Source organism: Clostridium vitabionis (assembly GCF_015351765.1).
GTDB classification, from domain to species: Bacteria; Bacillota; Clostridia; order Lachnospirales; family Lachnospiraceae; genus Clostridium_R; species Clostridium_R vitabionis.
Map to the genome: position 1 here is coordinate 215774 of NZ_JADKQA010000004.1, position 17696 is coordinate 233469.

The window sequence follows — 17696 nt, forward strand, 5'->3', positions numbered from 1 at the left end:
TGATGAATTTCTCCATGTGGACCCTGCAGACCCGGAAGATCGCCGCCAGCGTGCTGCACCTGGTTTTTCTCGCCATCGCGGTTCTGGGGATCAGCACGATGTACATGAACGACAACTTCGGCGTCGGCATCACCCGGATCAAGAATGTCAGCTACGAGGAGACGGACGAATTCGGCAGCCGCGTGAACAGCGACATCAACAGCATTTTCCAGTACATCCGGTACCGGGATGTCTTCTCCCACGGCGGGAGCATCAGCTCGGACAGTGAGATGCTCCGGATCATGTACGGGCCGACCGAGACGGTCTCCTACACCCTGCAGGACCTGATTGTCTTCCTGGAAGCCAGAGGCTATGTCCTGAGCGAGGATTTTGTGTGCACGAAGGCCGGAAATCCCTCCGCGACGGCGGCGAACCGGGAGGGCTATGTCCTCTGGACCGCAGCGACGCCGGAGGTTGCGCTGGACACCCCGCGCAAGACCAGCCGGGTCAGCCTGGAGGATGCCGCGCTCAAGGTCATGGACTCCCTCAGCGGTTATTACCGGACATACAACCGGTTTTTTGTGAGCGGCAGCAATTTTCTGTTCAAGGTCAGCTATACGAATCCGGATAATCCCGCGGACACCACGGTCTACACGAACGCGGACGGCCTCACGGAGGACAACGTCCGGAATTACGGGAAATATGCCTACCTTCCGGGCAATTCGGTGTTCTATGACACGAACCTCCGGTCGATTGCCCTGAACACGATCCCGGCGCTGGTGTCGTACAATCCCTATTCCGGGAGCAATTTTTACCTGCTCGCCGCGGTGGACACCAGCTACCCGGCGGACGATATCTACGCCCAGGCGAAGGCACGGTACACCGGCATGCAGGATTACTATATCACCGGCTTTGTCCTCATGGTGATCGGGATCCTGGTCGCGGCGATGACGCTCGTTTACCTGGTCCGGATTTCCGGGCACACGGACGGAAGCCGCGAGATCCGCCTCCGGGCGGTGGACAGAAATCACACGGAGACCGGCATTCTGCTGTTTGCCCTTGTCACGGCTGCGGCTTTCGGCCTCTGCCGGATCGTGGTGATCCGGCTGGTGCACCTGTCGATTCCCCGCGCATCCTGGCCGCCGGCGGAGAAGGCCTGCTATCTGTCTGTCCTCTACCTGGGCGCGCTGCTCACCTTTTTCAGCATGCTGCGCCGCTTTAAGGCGGGCGTCCTCTACTCCGGCAGCTGGCTCTATACGCTGGAGGAGCGGATGCAGGTCCCGAAAACCGGGAAGGTCAGCCGGGCGAAGGCATTTGCCCAGTTTGTCGCCTTTATTCTCGTCAATGCGGGGCTGGTGGGACTCTCGTGCCTGCTCTTTACCCGGGTCTTTGCCAGCCGGGCGCTCGGCATTTTTCTCGGTGCCGTGGTGCTGGCCTTCTGGCTGGTGATGAATCTCTGGATTTTTTCCGGGATTTTCCGCCACCGGGCGGAGATGAACGAGCTCGTGGACGCAGTCTCCCGCATCTCCTCGGGCGAGACGGATTTTAAGATGGATACGGAGGGCTTTGACGGCCAGGAGCTGGCGCTGGCGGACGGGCTCAACAGGATCGGGGACGGCCTGGAAAATGCCCTGCGCGAAAAGGTCCGCAGCGAGCGGCTGAAAGCCGACCTGATCACGAATGTGTCCCACGATATCAAGACCCCGCTGACCTCGATCATCAATTATGTCGACCTCATCAAGCGGGAGGAGATCACGGATCCCCGGATCCGGGGCTATCTCGAGATCCTGGACCAGAAATCCCAGCGGCTGAAGACCCTGACCGAGGATCTGGTGGAGGCGTCCAAGGCGAGTTCGGGCAATATCCACATGGAGATGGCAAGAATCGACCTGGTGGAGCTGGTCTGCCAGACCAACGGGGAATTTGAGGACAGGCTGGCCGCCCGGAACCTGCAGCTGATCATGCGCGCCCCGGAAGAGCCGCTGGTGATCTGGGCGGATGGCAGGAGCCTCTGGCGGGTGGTGGAAAACCTGTACACCAACGTCTGCAAGTACGCGCTGGAGGGCAGCCGCGTCTATGTGGATATTGTGCGCAGGAGGGCGGATATGGCGCATGTCCCGGCTGCTGCTGTCCCGGAGGAGGCAAAGCCGGGGGAGGCGGCAAAGCCGGGGGAGGCGGAGGAAGGAGGCAGCCTTCCGGACCGCGTCATTTTCACGATCAAGAATATCTCCTCGCGGCAGCTGAATATTGACCCGGAGGAGCTGACCGAGCGCTTTGTCCGGGGGGATGTCTCGAGAACCACCGAGGGCAGCGGCCTCGGGCTTTCCATCGCGAAGAGCCTGACCGAGCTGATGAAGGGAACCTTCACGATCACGATCGACGGGGACCTGTTCAAGGCGAGTGTGGCTTTTGACCTGGCAGAGCCGGAGAAAAAGCCGGAGACGCCGGGAAATGCTTCTGCGGAAGCCGGGCTGCCGGAGATGCCTCCGGCGGAGAGCGGGAGGACGCCCGGGGATGAGGCTCCGGGGGAAGGAACCGGCAGGGATGCTGATGAACTAAAGTGAGGATCAGGAGAATTAGGAGGAATACAGCGATATGGCAAATCTTATGTTCTGTTATCAGTGCCAGGAGGCAGCGATGGGGGCGGGATGCAGCCTGACCGGCGTCTGCGGGAAGAAGCCGGAGCTGGCAAAGCTTCAGGATCTGCTCATCTATGCGGCGAAGGGTCTTGCGGCGGTGTCCGCCGAGTGGATTGCCGAGGGGAATCCCGTGCCGGGGGAGGCGGCGAAGACGGTCCGCCGGGATCTTGTGATGACGGCGGTGAACGTCAATTACGATGCTTCGGCCATCCGGAAGCAGGTCACTAAGACCCGCCGGGTGAAGCGGGAACTCCTGGAAAAGCTCGCCAACCGGGAAGGTCTTCCGGAAGCGGCGCTCTGGGATGACGGGGAGGCTGCCTACGAGCTGATGGCGTCCTCACCGAAGGTCAGCATCCTGACGGCGGATTCTGAGGATATAATCGGGCTCCGTGAACTCGTCATCTACGGCCTCAAGGGAATCTCCGCCTATCTGGAGGCTGCCGGGGAGAATGCCCCGGAGGATGCCGAGACGGACACCTTCCTCCTCCAGGCGCTTGCTAAGACCGCCGGCACCGGGGAGAATTTTAATGAGCTGGTCAACCTCGTCCTCAAGACAGGCCAGTACGCCTACCGCGCGATGGAACGCCTGGATCAGGCGAACACTGCCCGCTTCGGCGAGCCGGTCATCACGAGGATCAACCGCGTGCACGGCGTAAAGCCGGGCATCCTGATTGCCGGGTCTGACCTGGGCGTCGCGGAGGAGGTGCTCCGCCAGACCGCCGGCACCGGGATCGAGGTCTACGCCCACGGGGAAATGATGACGGCCTTAACTTACCCGCATTTCCGCGAATATCCCCATTTTGTCGGGAGCTACGGCGGCGCCTGGTGGCGGGAGAAAGAGGATTTTGACTGCTTCGGCGGGCCGGTGATTGTCGCCGGCGATGCGATGGTTCCGCCGGGGGCTTCCTACGAGACGCGGCTGTACACGGCCGGCGCGGCGGGATTTCCCGGATGCCGGCACCTGGAGCGCAGAAGCGACGGGAGCCTCGACCTGACGGAGGTCATCGAGCAGGCGAAGAACAGCCCGGCGCCGCGGGATACCGCGCCTTCCGCGGCATCGGCGGTCGGCGGCTTCGGCAGAAAGCGCATGGCGGCTTTGAGTGATATGATTCTCGATGATGTCCGCAGCCAGGCCATCCGCGGTTTCCTCGCGGTGGTTGGCGACGACGGCCGGTCCGCAGTCCGGAAGTATTATACGGAGCTTGCGGAGAAAATGCCCGCGCGCGCGGTGATTCTCGCCGCGGGGAGTGTCAAGTACCGCTTCGAGGATCTCGGCCTCGGGGATATCCTCGGCATCCAGCGGCTCACCGATATGGGACAGAGCGGCGACTGCTATTCCCTGATCCAGACCGCGATGAATTTCAAGGCGGGGCTCAATCTCGAGGACATCAACGACCTGCCGTTCACCTGGCTCGTGTCCTGGAATGACCAGCGGAGCATCGCCAACCTGCTGGCGCTCCTCTATCTCGGGATCAAGGATATCTACCTGGGACCCACGATGCCCGCGTTTATCACCCGGAATGTCATGTCTGTCCTGGAAAATACGTTCGACCTCCACGAGACGACAGAGGCGGAGCGGGATCTCAAGGAATTTTTCCCGGAGGACGGGGAGACCCGCGCGAAGTCGGTGAAGCCGGACATCACGAAGGATATGCTGGTCAGCGATATCGTCCGCCGGTATCCGGATGTCGTTCCCACGCTGCTCGCCTGCGGCCTCAACTGCCTGACCTGCGGCGCCTCCGCCTTCGAGACGCTGGAGGAAGCCTGCCAGGTGCACGGCATTCCGGTGGATGAGGTTCTTGAGGCCATCCAGGATGACCCGATGAGGGACTGAGCCCTGGAGTGGTTGGAGGAAAATGATGAATTACGGAAATATAAAGAACTTTGACATTTCAGACGGGCCGGGCGTCCGCGTCAGCCTTTTTGTCTCCGGATGCCGGAATCGCTGCCCGGGCTGTTTCAACCAGGAAACCTGGGATTTCGGCTTCGGCAGGCCATTCACGGAGGAGACGCTGGGGGAGATTCTGAACCATCTGGCGCCGGATTATATCCAGGGCTTTACGCTCCTCGGCGGCGAGCCCTTTGAGCCGGAGAACCAGGAAGTGCTGGCCGGGGTTCTCACGACGGTCCGGGAAACTTACCCGAAGAAGGATATCTGGTGCTACACTGGCTATACGCTGGAGAAAGACCTGGTGCCGGGCGGGTCGAAGTATACGCCATGGACGGACACGATGCTGAAGGCCATCGACGTCCTCGTCGACGGGAAGTTCATCGAGGCGGAGAAGGATATCTCCCTGCAGTTCCGGGGAAGCCGGAACCAGCGGATCCTGCACCTGCATCAGCAGGAGGAGTGAACCAAGGCGCCGGAAGCGGGCATCAGCCGCGGACAGCCGGCGCTGGTATCCGGCTCTGAGCGTACCAGGGCAGCGAGAATAGGATCAAGAGAGGCGGCCGGTTTCCGGAGAAACCGGCCGCCTCTCTTGGTCAGATGTGCAGCTGGTAAATTCTTTCGGCATTTTTGCGGAAAACCGCCTCCCAGTGCTTTTCCGGGATGATCTGCCGGGTGAGCTCGATATAGTCGCTGTAGTTCGCGAGCGGCCAGTCTGTGCCGAACATGAACTTGCTGTAATCCTCGACGTAGGTGATCCAGGTGCGGAGCGCCTCCAGGTAGTGGCACTGCTCCTGGAAGTACGAAGGGCTGAGCTTTCCCTCGATGAGGCCGGACAGGTCAACGGAGACATTGCCGTTCTTCTCCGCGACCGCCGCGGCATCCATCAGGAAGGGGTTGCCGTAGTGGCACATGACGAAGCGGACGTGGGGATGCAGGACGGCAGCGTCGTCGATCGTGAGCGGGTGGCTGTAGCGGAGCATGGCATTTGACCCGGCGGTCTGTCCCGTGTGGACGGCGACCGGCTTGTCATATTTTTCCGCGAGCTCATAGACCGGCTCGTAGCGCCTGTCGGTGATATAGACCGAACTGTAGCCCGGGTAGAGCTTAATGCCGACGCACTGCGGCCTCCGGAGATTGGCCTCGATCTTGTCGATCGCCGCACTGTTGTCCCGCTTGCCGAGCTCGTAAGCCTCGATGCCGATGCAGTAGCGGAGAAAATCCGGGAACCGGTTGTCCTCGGGATTCAGGCCGGCATTGCCCATGACGATGCCGCAGGCGATATGGTGCGCGTGAAACTCCGCCCGGAGGCCCGCCTCCGAGTTCTCGCTCTCCGCGTTGTCCGCGATGGTGTTGAAATACTTTACTTCAGGCACATAGTGCAGATGGGCGTCAATGATCGTCAAGAAAATCACCTCCATAAGCCAATTTGCTAAGGAAAGACGCCGCGGGCGGGGCAGTCCCCGGCCGCGGCGTCCTGCTGTGCAGAAATCAAAGGGCAGTGTTGATGAAGATATCATAGATCGCCCGGACCGCGGGCTCAAAGTCCTCGTTCTTCATGCCGACGATGATATTCAGCTCACTGGAGCCCTGGTCGATCATCTTCACATTGACTCTCGCGTGGGCGAGGGCGGAGAAAATGCGGCCGGCGGTGCCCCGGGCGCTCTTCATGCCGCGGCCGACGACGGCTACGAGGGCAAGGCCGGACTCCAACTCGATGGCGTCCGGGTGGACGGCGCGGTGGATGCCGGAGATGACAGCCTGCTCATGCTGCATGAATTCATCCTGGTGGATGAAGACGGTCATTGTGTCGATGCCGGACGGCATGTGCTCGATGGAGAGACCCTCGCGCTCGAAGACCTCAAGCACCTTGGCGCAGAACCCGATCTCGGAGTTCATCATGGCCTTCTCGATCGTGATCGAGCAGAAGCCCTTTTTCCCGGCAACGCCGGTGATCGTGTATTTCGGCCGGCGGCAGGTATTTTCCACAATCATGGTGCCGGGATCCTGCGGGCGGTTGGTGTTCAGGATGTGGATCGGGATTCCCTCCTTGCGCACCGGGAAAATGGCATCCTCATGGAGCACGCTGGCACCCATGTAGGACAGCTCGCGGAGCTCCCGGTAGGTGATGAGGTCGATCGGGATCGGGTTCGGGACGATCCGGGGATCGGAAACCAGGAAGCCGGAGACATCAGTCCAATTTTCATAGATGTCCGCGTGTGCCGCCCGGGCGACGATCGAGCCGGTCACGTCGGAGCCGCCTCTCGTGAAGGTGTGGATATTCCCGTCCTCGTCGGCCCCGTAGAAGCCGGGGATCACGGCGCGCTCGACAGTGCCGAGGCGGAGGCCGAGCTCCGCATCGGTCTTATCCTGCTGGAAACGGCCGTCCTTTCCGAAGGAGATCACGTCTGCGGCGTCGATGAATTCATAGCCAAGATAGTGGGACATCACGATGCCGTTCAGATATTCGCCGCGGGAAGCCGCGTACTCACGGCCCTTTTTGGCGAGAAAGTTTTCCTCAATGGTCTTGAACTCGTAATCCAGGCTGAAGTTGAGGCCAAGCCCTTCGATGATCTGGTTGTAGCGGTCCTTGATGGCCTGAAAGATCTTCCCGTAGCTTTTGCCCGCCTCGATGGCGTCGTAGCACTGGTACAGAAGATCGGTAACCTTGGTGTCCTTGCTGTCGCGTTTGCCCGGCGCGGAGGGAATCACATATCGGCGGCTTTTGTCCGCACGGATGATGTCCCCGACTTTTTTGAACTGCTTCGCGCTCGCGAGCGAGCTTCCACCGAATTTTACCACTTTGATCATGACATTTTGTCCTTCCTGTGAGATAGCAGCATGCGGGCTTTCCGGAGAAAGCGCGTGATCAGTTGTCAAGCCATTTGAAGCCCGGGAAATAGCGGAACAGGACCTTGGCGACCAGCTTATCCCGCTTGACATAGGGATGTTCCCAGCGCCGGGAGTCATTGGAATAATTCCGGTTGTCCCCCATCATGAAATAGCAGCCTTCGGGAACCTCAAAGTGCATTGCGGGCTCATTCTCCATCGGCTCGGCGATGTAGGGCTCGTCCAGCGGGGTGTCGGAGCCGTTCAGGTAGACGCCGCCGTCGTGGATATCGACGGTATCCCCGGGCATGCCGATGATCCGCTTGACATAGTAGGTTTTGATGCCCTTGGCTTCGTCATCCGGGTAAATAAAGATGGCGATGTCGCCCCGATCAGGTTCGCCGAATTTATAGCTGAGCCGGGAGCCGATGACACGGCTTCCCGTCATGATGGTATTTTCCATGGAGCCGCTGGGCACCTGGCTGTTCGCGATGATAAAGCGGTCGAGCACGAAGGCGATGACGACGGCGATCACCAGAACCTCGATCCAGCTCAGGACCTCGCGGAAGAGGCTAGGCTTTTCCGGCGGATTGTTCTTCCCGCCGGGCTTTCCGGAAGTTTTCGCCTCCTCCGCTTTCTCCGGCTGCTTGTCCTGCACCTCGGCCACATTGGCGTCCCGCATGTCCCGGCCGCCGTTGATGCCGATCTTTCCGTCCTGGAGATCCTCAAGAATCTGGTTCAGGTCGCCGTAGCGGAAGTCCTCGGAATCGACGTTCGTATTCACCGGGCGGACCCGCAGGGACGGATCCCCGGAGGCGGGCTTTTTGTCCTCCGCTTCTTCCTCCGGCCGGGTTCCCTCTTTCTCTTTTTTGCTTTCTTCGTCGTTATCCATATCCAACCTCAGAAAAAATTCTTGTTCAGTCTTATTCCATGGGTTGCCGTTCAGATCCGGTAAATGCCGAGCAGCCACCGGAATGGGGCAATTTCAGATGTATAGTGTAAAATAATTCGCGGAAATGTGCAAGCGTTTTGCACGGCTTTCGGCGGGGAATGGCGCATTCCTGCCGGTTTTCCGGGGGATCCGGCGTTGTATTTGACGGGGCCAGATGATACAATATGGACAGCCGAAATCCGGGGGAATCTTGACATTCCGCGGCTCGCGGCGATGAACAGGCAGGAGGAGGATTCAATGGAAAAAACACTGTATGATCTGATGGACTGGGCAGGCATTGAGGAAATCACCTATTCGGAATCATCCGATCCGCACCGCATTCTCGGCGCGCATATGACCGACCAGGGAATGCTTGTGCAGGCCTACATCCCGACCGCCCGCGACGTCTCCGTGAAACTCACGGCGACAGGAAAACAGTATAAAATGGAACTGGCGGACGAGAGCGGATTTTTCGCCGCCCTGATCCCGAGAAAAAGCCCTGCGGAGTACACCTTCCAGATTTTCTATGATAACGGGACGCTGGAGGAGAGGCACGATCCCTACAGCTTTGCGCCGCAGATCAGCGAGGCGGAGCTGAAGAAATTCGCCGCCGGCAACAATTTTGAAATCTATCGGCTGCTCGGTGCGCACCCCATGACTGTCCGCGGCGTTTCCGGGGTCTATTTTGCTGTCTGGGCGCCGAATGCCATGCGGGTCAGTGTGGTCGGCGACTTCAATCTCTGGGACGGCCGGCGGAACCAGATGCGCCGCCTCGGCGATTCCGGCGTATTTGAGCTCTTCATCCCGGAGCTTACAGCCGGCAGCATCTATAAATATGAAATCAAGAATTATCACGGGACACCGTTCCTCAAGGCGGATCCCTATGCTTTCGCGGCAGAGTTGCGCCCGCATAACGCCTCCCGGATCGCCGATATCTCGAATTTCCCCTGGACTGACGGAAAATGGCTGGAGGAGCGGGCAAAGACGGATACCGGGGAGCGTCCCATGTCGATCTACGAGGTGCACCTGGGATCCTGGAAGCGGAAGCCGGTCGCGAAGGATAAGCGCGGCAGGGAGATCGCCGGGTCGGAGTTTTACAATTACCGGGAGATCGCGGAGGAGCTTGCGGCTTATGTGAAGAAGATGGGCTACACGCATGTTGAGCTGATGCCTATCATGGAGCATCCGCTGGATGCCTCCTGGGGATATCAGGTCACCGGCTATTATGCGCCGACCAGCCGCTTCGGGACACCGGAGGATTTTGCCTGGTTCATGAACTATATGCACAGCCAGGGGATCGGCGTCATCCTGGACTGGGTGCCGTCGCATTTTCCAAAGGATGCGTGGGCTCTGGCCGGGTTTGACGGGAGCTGCCTTTACGAGCACAGCGACCCGCGCCGCGGCGAGCATCCGGAGTGGGGCACGCTGGTTTTTGACTACGCGCGGCCGGAGGTCTCGAACTTCCTGATCGCGAATGCCCTGTTCTGGATCGAGCAGTATCACGCCGACGGCCTGCGGATGGATGCGGTGGCTTCCATGCTTTACCTGGATTATGGAAAGGGGCCGGGCGAGTGGGTTGCCAACATGTACGGCGGCAACGAGAATCTCGAGGCGGTGGCGTTCCTCCGGGAGCTCACGCAGGCGGTGCACCGGAAGAAGAACGGTGCCTTCCTCGCGGCTGAGGAATCCACGGCCTGGTCGGGGGTGACTGCGCCTGCCACGGGCGACGGCCTGGGCTTCGATTATAAGTGGAACATGGGCTGGATGAACGACTTCCTGGAATATATGAAGTGCGACCCGTATTTCCGCCACGGCAGCTACAATAAGCTGACGTTCAGCATGATCTACAACTACACGGAGAAGTTCATCCTCCCATTCTCCCACGATGAGGTCACCCACGGAAAGAGCTCCCTGGTGGGCAGGATGCCGGGACAGACGCTGGAGGCGAAGTATGACAACCTCCGCGCGGCTTACGGATTTATGATCGGGCATCCGGGCAAGAAGCTGCTGTTCATGGAGCAGGATTTCGGGCAAATGGACGAGTGGAACGAGGACAGGGAAGCCGAGTGGGCGCTTCTCCAGTACCCGATCCATCAAAAGACCCAGGATTACTGTGCGGCGCTTCTGCATTTCTATCGGAAGCAGCCGGCGCTCTGGGCGAAGGATTATGAGCCGGAGGGCTTTGAGTGGATCAACTGCATGGATGCGGACAAGAATATCGTCGTGTTCCTGCGCAAGACGGATCAGCCGGAGGAGACGCTGCTCTTTGTCTGCAGCTTTGCCCCGGTTCCGACCAGCAAGTATACCGTGGGGGTTCCCTTTGCCGGGAAATTTAAGGAGGTTTTCGGCAGCGAGGACGAGAAGTTCGGGGGATCGGGCATCGCCAACCCACGGGTGAAGGCTTCAAAGCCGGAGGAGTGGAACAGCAGGAAGAATTCGATCACCATCGCCATCCCCGGAATTGCCGTGATGGTGTTCAGCTGCACGCCGGAGAAAGCGCCGGCGAAGAAGGCACCGGCGGAAAAGGCCGCGAAGAAGGCGCCGGCGGAAAAGGCCGCGAAGAAGGCACCGGCGGAAAAGGCTGCGAAGAAGGCGCCGGGAAAGGCAAAACCGGTGTCCATGGCGAAAAAGGTGGCGGAAGCCGGAAAAAAGAAGGTGTCCGCGGCAAAGAAAGCGGCGGCGACAGCCGTGAAGAAGGCCGCGGAGGGATGAATTACACCTATCTGCTCCGGTGCGCGGACGGAACCTACTACTGCGGCTGGACGAATGACCTAGAACACCGCCTGAAGTCCCACAACAGCGGAAAGGGTGCCCGCTATACGCGGAGCCGCCGCCCGGTAGCCCTCGTCTGGTACGAGGAACACGAGACGAGGGGCGAGGCCATGAGCCGGGAGGCGGCGGTCAAGAGGCTCTCCCGGGGGGAAAAGGAGAAGCTGGTCAGTTCATTCCGGGAAGAAGGGCAGAGCAGAGAGGGGAAGCACACAGCATGATGTCAGGAGGATGTATGTTCGACGGTAAGGAATATGTTTACGCGGTCTATGAGGAGAAGAGCTTTTCCCGCGCCGCGCAGAAATTGTATATTTCCCAGCCGGCGCTGAGCACAGCGATCAAGAAGGTGGAGAAGAAGATCGGGCGGCCGATCTTCGACCGGAGCACGAACCCGATCAGCCTGACGCCAAGCGGGGAGATCTACATTGAGGCGATCGAGAAGCTGTTCAGCCTCGAGCAGAATACCCTGAACCAGATGAACAACCTGAATGGCCTGCTGGCGGGAAAGCTTGCGGTCGGCGGCACGAATTTCTTCACCTCCTTTGTTCTTCCCGAGCTTCTGGGCAGATTTTCCCGGAAATATCCGCAGATCCAGATTGAGCTCAGCGAGGGGACGACAATCCAGGTCACCAGCCGGCTGCTCAGCGAGGAAATTGACCTGATGATCGACAATTCCGAGCTGGATGACACCAATTACCAGAAATTTTATTTCTGTCCCGAGCGCATTATCCTGGCGGTTCCGGAGAGTTTTCCGATCAACGGCATGCTGACAGGGTACCAGCTCACCCAGCGGGACATCCGGGAGGGGAAACATGAGCTTCCGGAGACGCCGGAGCTTCCGCTCGGCCGCCTGGGGAGCACGCCGCTCATCCTTCTCAAGGAGGAGAACAGCATCAGCAAGAGGGTCCGCAGGATGTGCAGCCTTGCGAATTTTGACCCCCATATCCTGCTGAAACCGGACAGTGCGGTGTCGGCGTTCAACATGGCATGCACGGGCGTCGGGGCAGCATTTGTCCCCGACGGCATGGTGCGGAACCTGACGTATCCGGTGCCGCTGTGCTTTTACCGCCTGAATGAGGCGCTTGCCCTGCGGCGGGTATATTTCTATAAAAAGAGAAATAAATATATGACCAGGGCGATGGAGGAGTTTATCCGCATCGCCGTGGGTGATCAGGCGTATGAGAGGACGGCGGGGGAACCTTCCGGGATGGCGGAAGGCGGAAAAGCAGCAGGAACGCCCGCTGCCCCGGCTGAGGGCGGAAAGGCGGAGTAAGTCTATGGAATATGAAGGAATCATCTACCGGCCGCCCAGCGAGGCGAAGAGCCTGATCCTGCAGGTTACGGTGGGCTGCGCCCACAACACCTGCACGTTCTGCAATATGTACCGGCAGAAGAATTTCCGTATCCGGCCGCTCCCGGACATTCTGGGGGATATCCGGGAACTGGAGGAGGGCGGGTACGGTCCCTATATCCGGCGGGTTTTCCTCGCGGACGGAGACGCGCTCGCGATGGGGACGGAGGAGCTGCTTTCGGTTCTCCGGGAGATCCGCCGGGTCTTCCCCGCGGCCGGGCGGGTTTCCGCCTATGCCAGGGCGGACGATGTCCTGCGGAAGACGCCGGAGGAGCTGCTTTTGCTCCGGGAGGCCGGGCTTACCCTCTTTTATCTTGGGGCAGAGTCCGGAGACGACGGGATCCTTGAGGCGATCCACAAGGGGGTAAGCTCCGCGGATCTGATCGCGGCAGCACAGAGGATGCGCGGGGCGGGCATCGGATCGTCGGTGACGCTGATTTCCGGCCTCGGCGGGCAGGAGAAGATGGAGATTCACGCGAAGGCGTCCGCGAAGCTGATCACCGCCATGCGGCCGGAATATGCCGCATTTCTCACCCTGCGCCTCTACGAGGGGACGCCGATGTATGAGGACGCGGCCAGCGGCCGTTTCCGACGCATCACACCGGACCAGATCATGGACGAGATGGAAATTTTCCTCACCCATGTGGATTCTCCCGGAACCGTCTTCCGGAGCAATCACGCATCCAATTATCTGGCGCTGGCGGGAACCCTGAACGGGGATATCCCGAAGATGCTCGCGCAGGTCCGCCGGGCAAGGGACGGGCATCGGTACCGCCGGTTCCGGGAAACCGGAGATCTGCTATAGAAGTCGAGGTGTTCTGATGTTTTTTATCGGTGGAATTATGCCCGGGACGAAGCAGCTGGATTTCGGGCAGACGGGGATCTGCCCGCGCTGCGGATCCTACGGGCGCTATCAGGTGTATATGACGTATCTCTGCTTTACGTTCTTCTTTATCCCGCTTTTCCGATGGAATCGAAAATTTTATGTGAAAATGTCCTGCTGCGGGGCGGTCTATGCGCTGAGCCGGGAGGCAGGCATGGCGATCCTCCAGGGAAGAGATATCGAGATTGAGGAGTCCGACCTCACGCCGGTGCCGGACGGCAGCGGCTGGGGCGGCGCGGACGGCAGCGGCCAGGGCAGGGACGGCTGGCAGGGTAACGGGTGGAGCGATCCGGGCGGCCGGGGCGGCCGCCCGGTCCGGCGGTGCCCGTCCTGCGGTTATGAGACCAGCGAGGATTTTACCTACTGTCCGAAGTGCGGCACCAGGATGGAGCGGGAGTGAGCCGGCGGCGCTGTGATGGCGCCGGTAAGCCAGAGAGTAGGATGGAACGGGAGTGAGCCGGCTGCGCCGGAAATCCGGAGAGCAGGGAACAGAAGACAGGCCGCCTCATGGCGGGGAAAGAGAGGAACGTACGATGAATACAGGAATCCGAGGCAGACAGGAGACTGTTGTGACACTGGAAAACTGCGCGAAAACCATGGGAAGCGGCGCGCTGGAGGTCTTTGCCACCCCGGCGATGATCGCGCTGATTGAGGAGACCTGCTGGAAGTCCGTCCAGCCGGAGCTCGCCGAGGGCGAGGGCACGGTCGGGACGAAGCTGGATGTGGCGCACATCGCGTCAACTCCGGTCGGCCTCAGGGTGTGGTGTGAGAGCGAGCTTACCGAGATTGACCGCCGCCGGCTGGTCTTCAAGGTAGAAGTCTTTGACGAGAAGACCAAGATCGGCGAGGGCACGCACGAGCGCTTCATCATCAATAACGAGAAATTTTTTGCGAAGGCGGAGGCTAAGAAAAATTGACGGGCCGTCTTCAGGTGACGTATATTCACCACAGTTCGTTTCTTGTGGAGACGGCATCCCACACGATGCTGTTTGACTATTTCCGCGGGGACCTTCCTCCGGTCCGCCGGGAGAAGCCGCTCTGGATATTCGCGAGCCATGCGCACTCGGACCATTATGTTCCGGGCATTTTCCGGCTGAGCGGCCTCGCGGACGAAGTCCACTATGTGCTCAGCGATGATATTCCCTTCTCGGATGTCCCGGAGACGCTCCGGGAGCAGACAGCCTTTCTGGGCGCGGGATACACAGCCGAGGGGGACGGCATCCGGATCCGGACCTTTGATTCGACAGACCAGGGCGTGGCGTTTCTCGTGGAGAGCGGCGGCCAGGTGGTCTATCACGCCGGGGATCTTAACGACTGGTACTGGGACGGCGATGAGGAGGACCGGGCAAACTCCCGGAAATATCTGGCGGAGCTCACGAAGATCCGGAATACGGGGCTCCGGGTGGACTGCGCGTTTGTCCCGCTGGATCCGCGCCTCGGGGCTGACGAGTACCGAGGCATGAAAGAATTTATGGAAAATGTCGGCGCCCGCCATGTTTTCCCGATGCATTTCTGGGGGGATTACACCGTGGCCGACCGGCTGAAAACAAGCACCGCCTCCGACGGATGGCGGGATAAGCTGATCGTTCTTCATCGCGAGGGGGAGAGATTTCTGCTGTGAACAGGATAATCAGGAACATCCGTGCCGTGGATCCGGCGAGCGGATTTGACGGGATCGCGGATATCGTGATCCGTGACGGGTTAATCGCGGAGGTCTGCCCGGCGGGGGGCGGCGCTGAGGCGGATGCGCGGGACATCGACGGGCGCGGACTGACCGCCTTCCCGGGGCTCATCGATGTGCATGTGCATTTCCGTGATCCCGGGCTCACCTATAAGGAGGACATCCTGACCGGGGCCGCGGCGGCGAAGGCCGGCGGGTTTACCACGGTCGTCGCCATGGCGAACACGAAGCCGCCGGTGGATACCGTGGAGACGCTCCGGGATATCCTGGAGAAGGGGAAGGCCACGGGCATCCATGTGCTCTCTGCGGCGAATGTGACCCGCGGCATGAAGGGACAGGAACTCACAGACATGGAAGCCCTGGCACAGGCCGGGGCGGCGGGATTCACTGATGACGGGATTCCGATCAAAAACGGGGCTATCCTGCACGAGGCGCTCCTCCGTGCCGGGAGGCTTGGCCTTCCGGTCAGCCTGCACGAGGAGGATCCGGCATTCATCGCGGATAACGGGGTCAACCGGGGGCACGTTTCCCGGGTGCTCGGGATCGGCGGTTCACCGGCGATCGCAGAGTATTCCATGGTGGCCAGGGACATCGCGATTGCCGCGGACACGGGCTGCGACCTGGATATCCAGCATGTAAGCTCTGCGGTGACGGTGGATCTCATCCGCCGGGCGAAGGCGGCCGGCATCCGCGTGTGGGCGGAGGTGACGCCGCACCATTTCACGCTGACCGAGGACGCGGTGCTCTCCTACGGCACGCTTGCCAAGATGAACCCGCCCCTCCGGACGGCGGAGGACCGGGAAGCGCTGATCGAGGGCCTCAGGGATGGCACGATCGACATGATCGCGACAGATCACGCGCCTCACAGTGCGGAGGAAAAGCAGAGGGCTTTGACGAGTGCCCCGAGCGGCATCATCGGCCTGGAGACCGCGCTGCCGCTCGCGGTGACGGAGCTAGCCGGGAAGGGCCGCCTCACCTATCTGGAGCTTGCGGACAGGATGTCGCTTGCCCCGGCGAGGCTGTACCGCCTTCCGGGAGGCAGAATCCAGCCCGGCGCCCCGGCCGACCTGGTGATTTTTGATGACCGGGAAGAATTTTCCGTGGAGGGCTTCCGCTCAAAGGCATCCAATTCCCCCTTCCTCGGCTGGAAGCTTAAGGGAAGGGTAAAATATACCATTTGCGGCGGAGAGATCGTTTTTTCGGATAGCAGGAAAAGTGAGGACAGCGATGGAAAAGACAGTACTTGACCGCGGCGCGGGCATCCTGATGCCCATCTCTTCCCTGCCGTCGCCCTACGGGATCGGCACCTTCGGCCAGAGTGCCCGGGAATTCGCGGACTGCCTGGCCGCGGCGGGCCAGAAATACTGGCAGGTTCTCCCGATGGGGCCGACAAGCTACGGCGACAGCCCCTATGCCGCCCTGTCGGCATTTGCTGGAAATCCTTATTTTATCGACCTGAACGAGCTCAGGGATGAGGGGCTGCTCACGCAGGAGGAGATCGACGGCATCGACTGGGGGGATCATCCTGACCGGGTGGATTATGAGATGCTCTACCGGACCCGGTTCACGCTTCTCCGGAGTGCCTATATACGGAGCGGGCACAGGGATACCGAGAAGTATACCAGGTTCCTTGCGGACAATGCCTTCTGGCTGGAGGATTATGCCCTCTATATGGCCGTGAAAAACGCTTTCGGCGGCCGCCCTTGGACGGAATGGGAGGAGGATATCCGTGTCCGCGACCCGGACGCGGTGCGGGAATATCAGGAGAAATATGCGGAAGACATTGACTTCTGGAAGTTTCTCCAGTATAAATTCTTTCAGCAGTGGCGCGATCTCAAGACCTATATTTCAGGAAAGGGGATCCGGGTCATCGGCGATATCCCGCTCTATGTCGCGATGGACAGCGCTGATGTCTGGTGTCATCCGGAGCTTTTCCAGCTCGACCGGAAGACCCTCGTGCCCACGGAGGTCGCGGGCGTGCCGCCGGACGCATTTACCAGCGACGGCCAGCTCTGGGGAAATCCGCTCTACAACTGGACGCTGATGGCAAAGGACGGGTTTTCCTGGTGGCAGAACCGGATGCAGGCCAACGCCGCCCTCTATGATTTCATCCGCATTGACCACTTCATCGGCATCGTCCAGTATTACGCGATCCCCTACGGGGAGAAGACCGCGCGGAACGGCCGCTGGAGAAAGGGTCCGGGTGCCCGGCTGATCGCGGCGGTGAAAAGGGCGCTGAACGGCACAGAGACCGGCATTATCGCCGAGGATCTGGGGGTCGCGGTGCCGGAGATGGACGAGCTCCTCGAGAAAAACCATTTCCCGGGGATGAAGATCATCGAGTTCGCCTTCAGCGGCGACCGGAGGAACCCGCACCTGCCGCACAATTATGTGCCCAACTCCGTCGTCTACGGCGGGACGCACGACAATGAGACGCTGGCGGGGTATTTCCGCCAGGAGTGCCGGGAATGGTGGGAGCTGCAGTATATCTGTGATTACCTCGGGGCGTCGCACCAGGAGGAGGTCCCGAACCTGGTATTCCGGGCCGCGTATGAGAGCGTGGCGAGCGCGGCCATTTTCCAGATGCAGGACGTGCTCGGCCTGGACAACCGCGCGCGGATGAACACGCCGGGGAAGCTCGGCGGCAACTGGGAATGGCGCATGCTGCCGGGACAGTTTAATGAAGAAAGAATCGGGTATCTGCGGAGGCTCGCGGATATCTACGGAAGGTAAAAGGAGAAGTCCA

General features: G+C 60.4%; 15 protein-coding genes. 12 read left to right on the top strand and 3 right to left on the bottom strand.

Annotated features, from left to right (window positions below; all coding sequences use genetic code 11):
• The first annotated feature begins 2 nt into the window (after positions 1–2).
• The 3 genes from ISF27_RS09440 to nrdG are packed head-to-tail and all read left to right on the top strand — an operon-like array spanning position 3 to position 4972.
• Positions 3–2543: a sensor histidine kinase gene (locus ISF27_RS09440; protein WP_194611329.1), complete on the top strand. Its 2541-nt coding sequence runs from the start codon at positions 3–5 to the stop codon at positions 2541–2543.
• Positions 2544–2574: 31 nt separating this feature from the next.
• Entirely contained in the window at positions 2575–4452 is a 1878-nt protein-coding gene (hcp, locus tag ISF27_RS09445) for a hydroxylamine reductase (RefSeq protein ID WP_194611240.1), read from the top strand.
• Positions 4453–4477: 25 nt separating this feature from the next.
• Complete coding sequence (nrdG, locus tag ISF27_RS09450; protein WP_194611241.1) at positions 4478–4972, top strand: anaerobic ribonucleoside-triphosphate reductase activating protein; 495 nt, start codon at positions 4478–4480, stop codon at positions 4970–4972.
• A gap of 130 nt (positions 4973–5102) precedes the next feature.
• On the opposite strand, the gene ISF27_RS09455 is transcribed toward nrdG, so the two are convergent.
• The 3 genes from ISF27_RS09455 to lepB all read right to left on the bottom strand — a co-directional run bounded on the left by ISF27_RS09455 (position 5103) and on the right by lepB (position 8017).
• On the bottom strand, positions 5103–5912 hold the full coding sequence (locus ISF27_RS09455) for an amidohydrolase family protein (RefSeq protein ID WP_194611242.1): 810 nt from the start codon (positions 5910–5912) through the stop codon (positions 5103–5105).
• Positions 5913–5997: 85 nt separating this feature from the next.
• A complete protein-coding gene (locus ISF27_RS09460; RefSeq protein WP_194611243.1) occupies positions 5998–7317 on the bottom strand; it encodes an aspartate kinase in 1320 nt (439 codons plus the stop codon).
• Positions 7318–7375: 58 nt separating this feature from the next.
• Positions 7376–8017: a signal peptidase I gene (lepB, locus tag ISF27_RS09465; protein WP_194611330.1), complete on the bottom strand. Its 642-nt coding sequence runs from the start codon at positions 8015–8017 to the stop codon at positions 7376–7378.
• Positions 8018–8524: 507 nt separating this feature from the next.
• On the opposite strand from lepB, the gene glgB reads away from it, so the two are divergent.
• The 9 genes from glgB to malQ all read left to right on the top strand — a co-directional run bounded on the left by glgB (position 8525) and on the right by malQ (position 17683).
• The gene (gene glgB, locus ISF27_RS09470; RefSeq protein ID WP_194611244.1) at positions 8525–10978 is read left to right on the top strand and encodes a 1,4-alpha-glucan branching protein GlgB; all 2454 of its coding nucleotides are present in this window, start codon (positions 8525–8527) and stop codon (positions 10976–10978) included.
• Positions 10975–11256 (top strand): GIY-YIG nuclease family protein, encoded by a 282-nt coding sequence (locus ISF27_RS09475; protein WP_194611245.1) that lies wholly within the window; start codon positions 10975–10977, stop codon positions 11254–11256. The genes glgB and ISF27_RS09475 overlap by 4 nt, the downstream gene beginning before the upstream one ends.
• 14 nt (positions 11257–11270) lie before the next feature.
• Positions 11271–12308: a LysR family transcriptional regulator gene (locus ISF27_RS09480; protein ID WP_194611246.1), complete on the top strand. Its 1038-nt coding sequence runs from the start codon at positions 11271–11273 to the stop codon at positions 12306–12308.
• Between the two features lie 4 nt (positions 12309–12312).
• The gene (locus ISF27_RS09485; RefSeq protein WP_194611247.1) at positions 12313–13191 is read left to right on the top strand and encodes a radical SAM protein; all 879 of its coding nucleotides are present in this window, start codon (positions 12313–12315) and stop codon (positions 13189–13191) included.
• Between the two features lie 16 nt (positions 13192–13207).
• Positions 13208–13669, top strand: a complete 462-nt coding sequence (locus ISF27_RS09490; RefSeq protein WP_194611248.1) for a zinc ribbon domain-containing protein — start codon at positions 13208–13210, stop codon at positions 13667–13669.
• Between the two features lie 133 nt (positions 13670–13802).
• A complete protein-coding gene (locus tag ISF27_RS09495; RefSeq protein ID WP_194611249.1) occupies positions 13803–14186 on the top strand; it encodes a thioesterase family protein in 384 nt (127 codons plus the stop codon).
• A complete protein-coding gene (locus ISF27_RS09500) occupies positions 14183–14890 on the top strand; it encodes an MBL fold metallo-hydrolase (RefSeq protein WP_194611250.1) in 708 nt (235 codons plus the stop codon). Before ISF27_RS09495 ends, ISF27_RS09500 begins: the two co-directional genes overlap by 4 nt.
• Positions 14887–16197, top strand: coding sequence for a dihydroorotase (locus ISF27_RS09505; RefSeq protein WP_194611251.1), 1311 nt, complete (start codon positions 14887–14889; stop codon positions 16195–16197). The genes ISF27_RS09500 and ISF27_RS09505 overlap by 4 nt, the downstream gene beginning before the upstream one ends.
• A complete protein-coding gene (malQ, locus tag ISF27_RS09510) occupies positions 16178–17683 on the top strand; it encodes a 4-alpha-glucanotransferase (RefSeq protein WP_194611252.1) in 1506 nt (501 codons plus the stop codon). The genes ISF27_RS09505 and malQ overlap by 20 nt, the downstream gene beginning before the upstream one ends.
• Positions 17684–17696 lie beyond the last annotated feature (13 nt).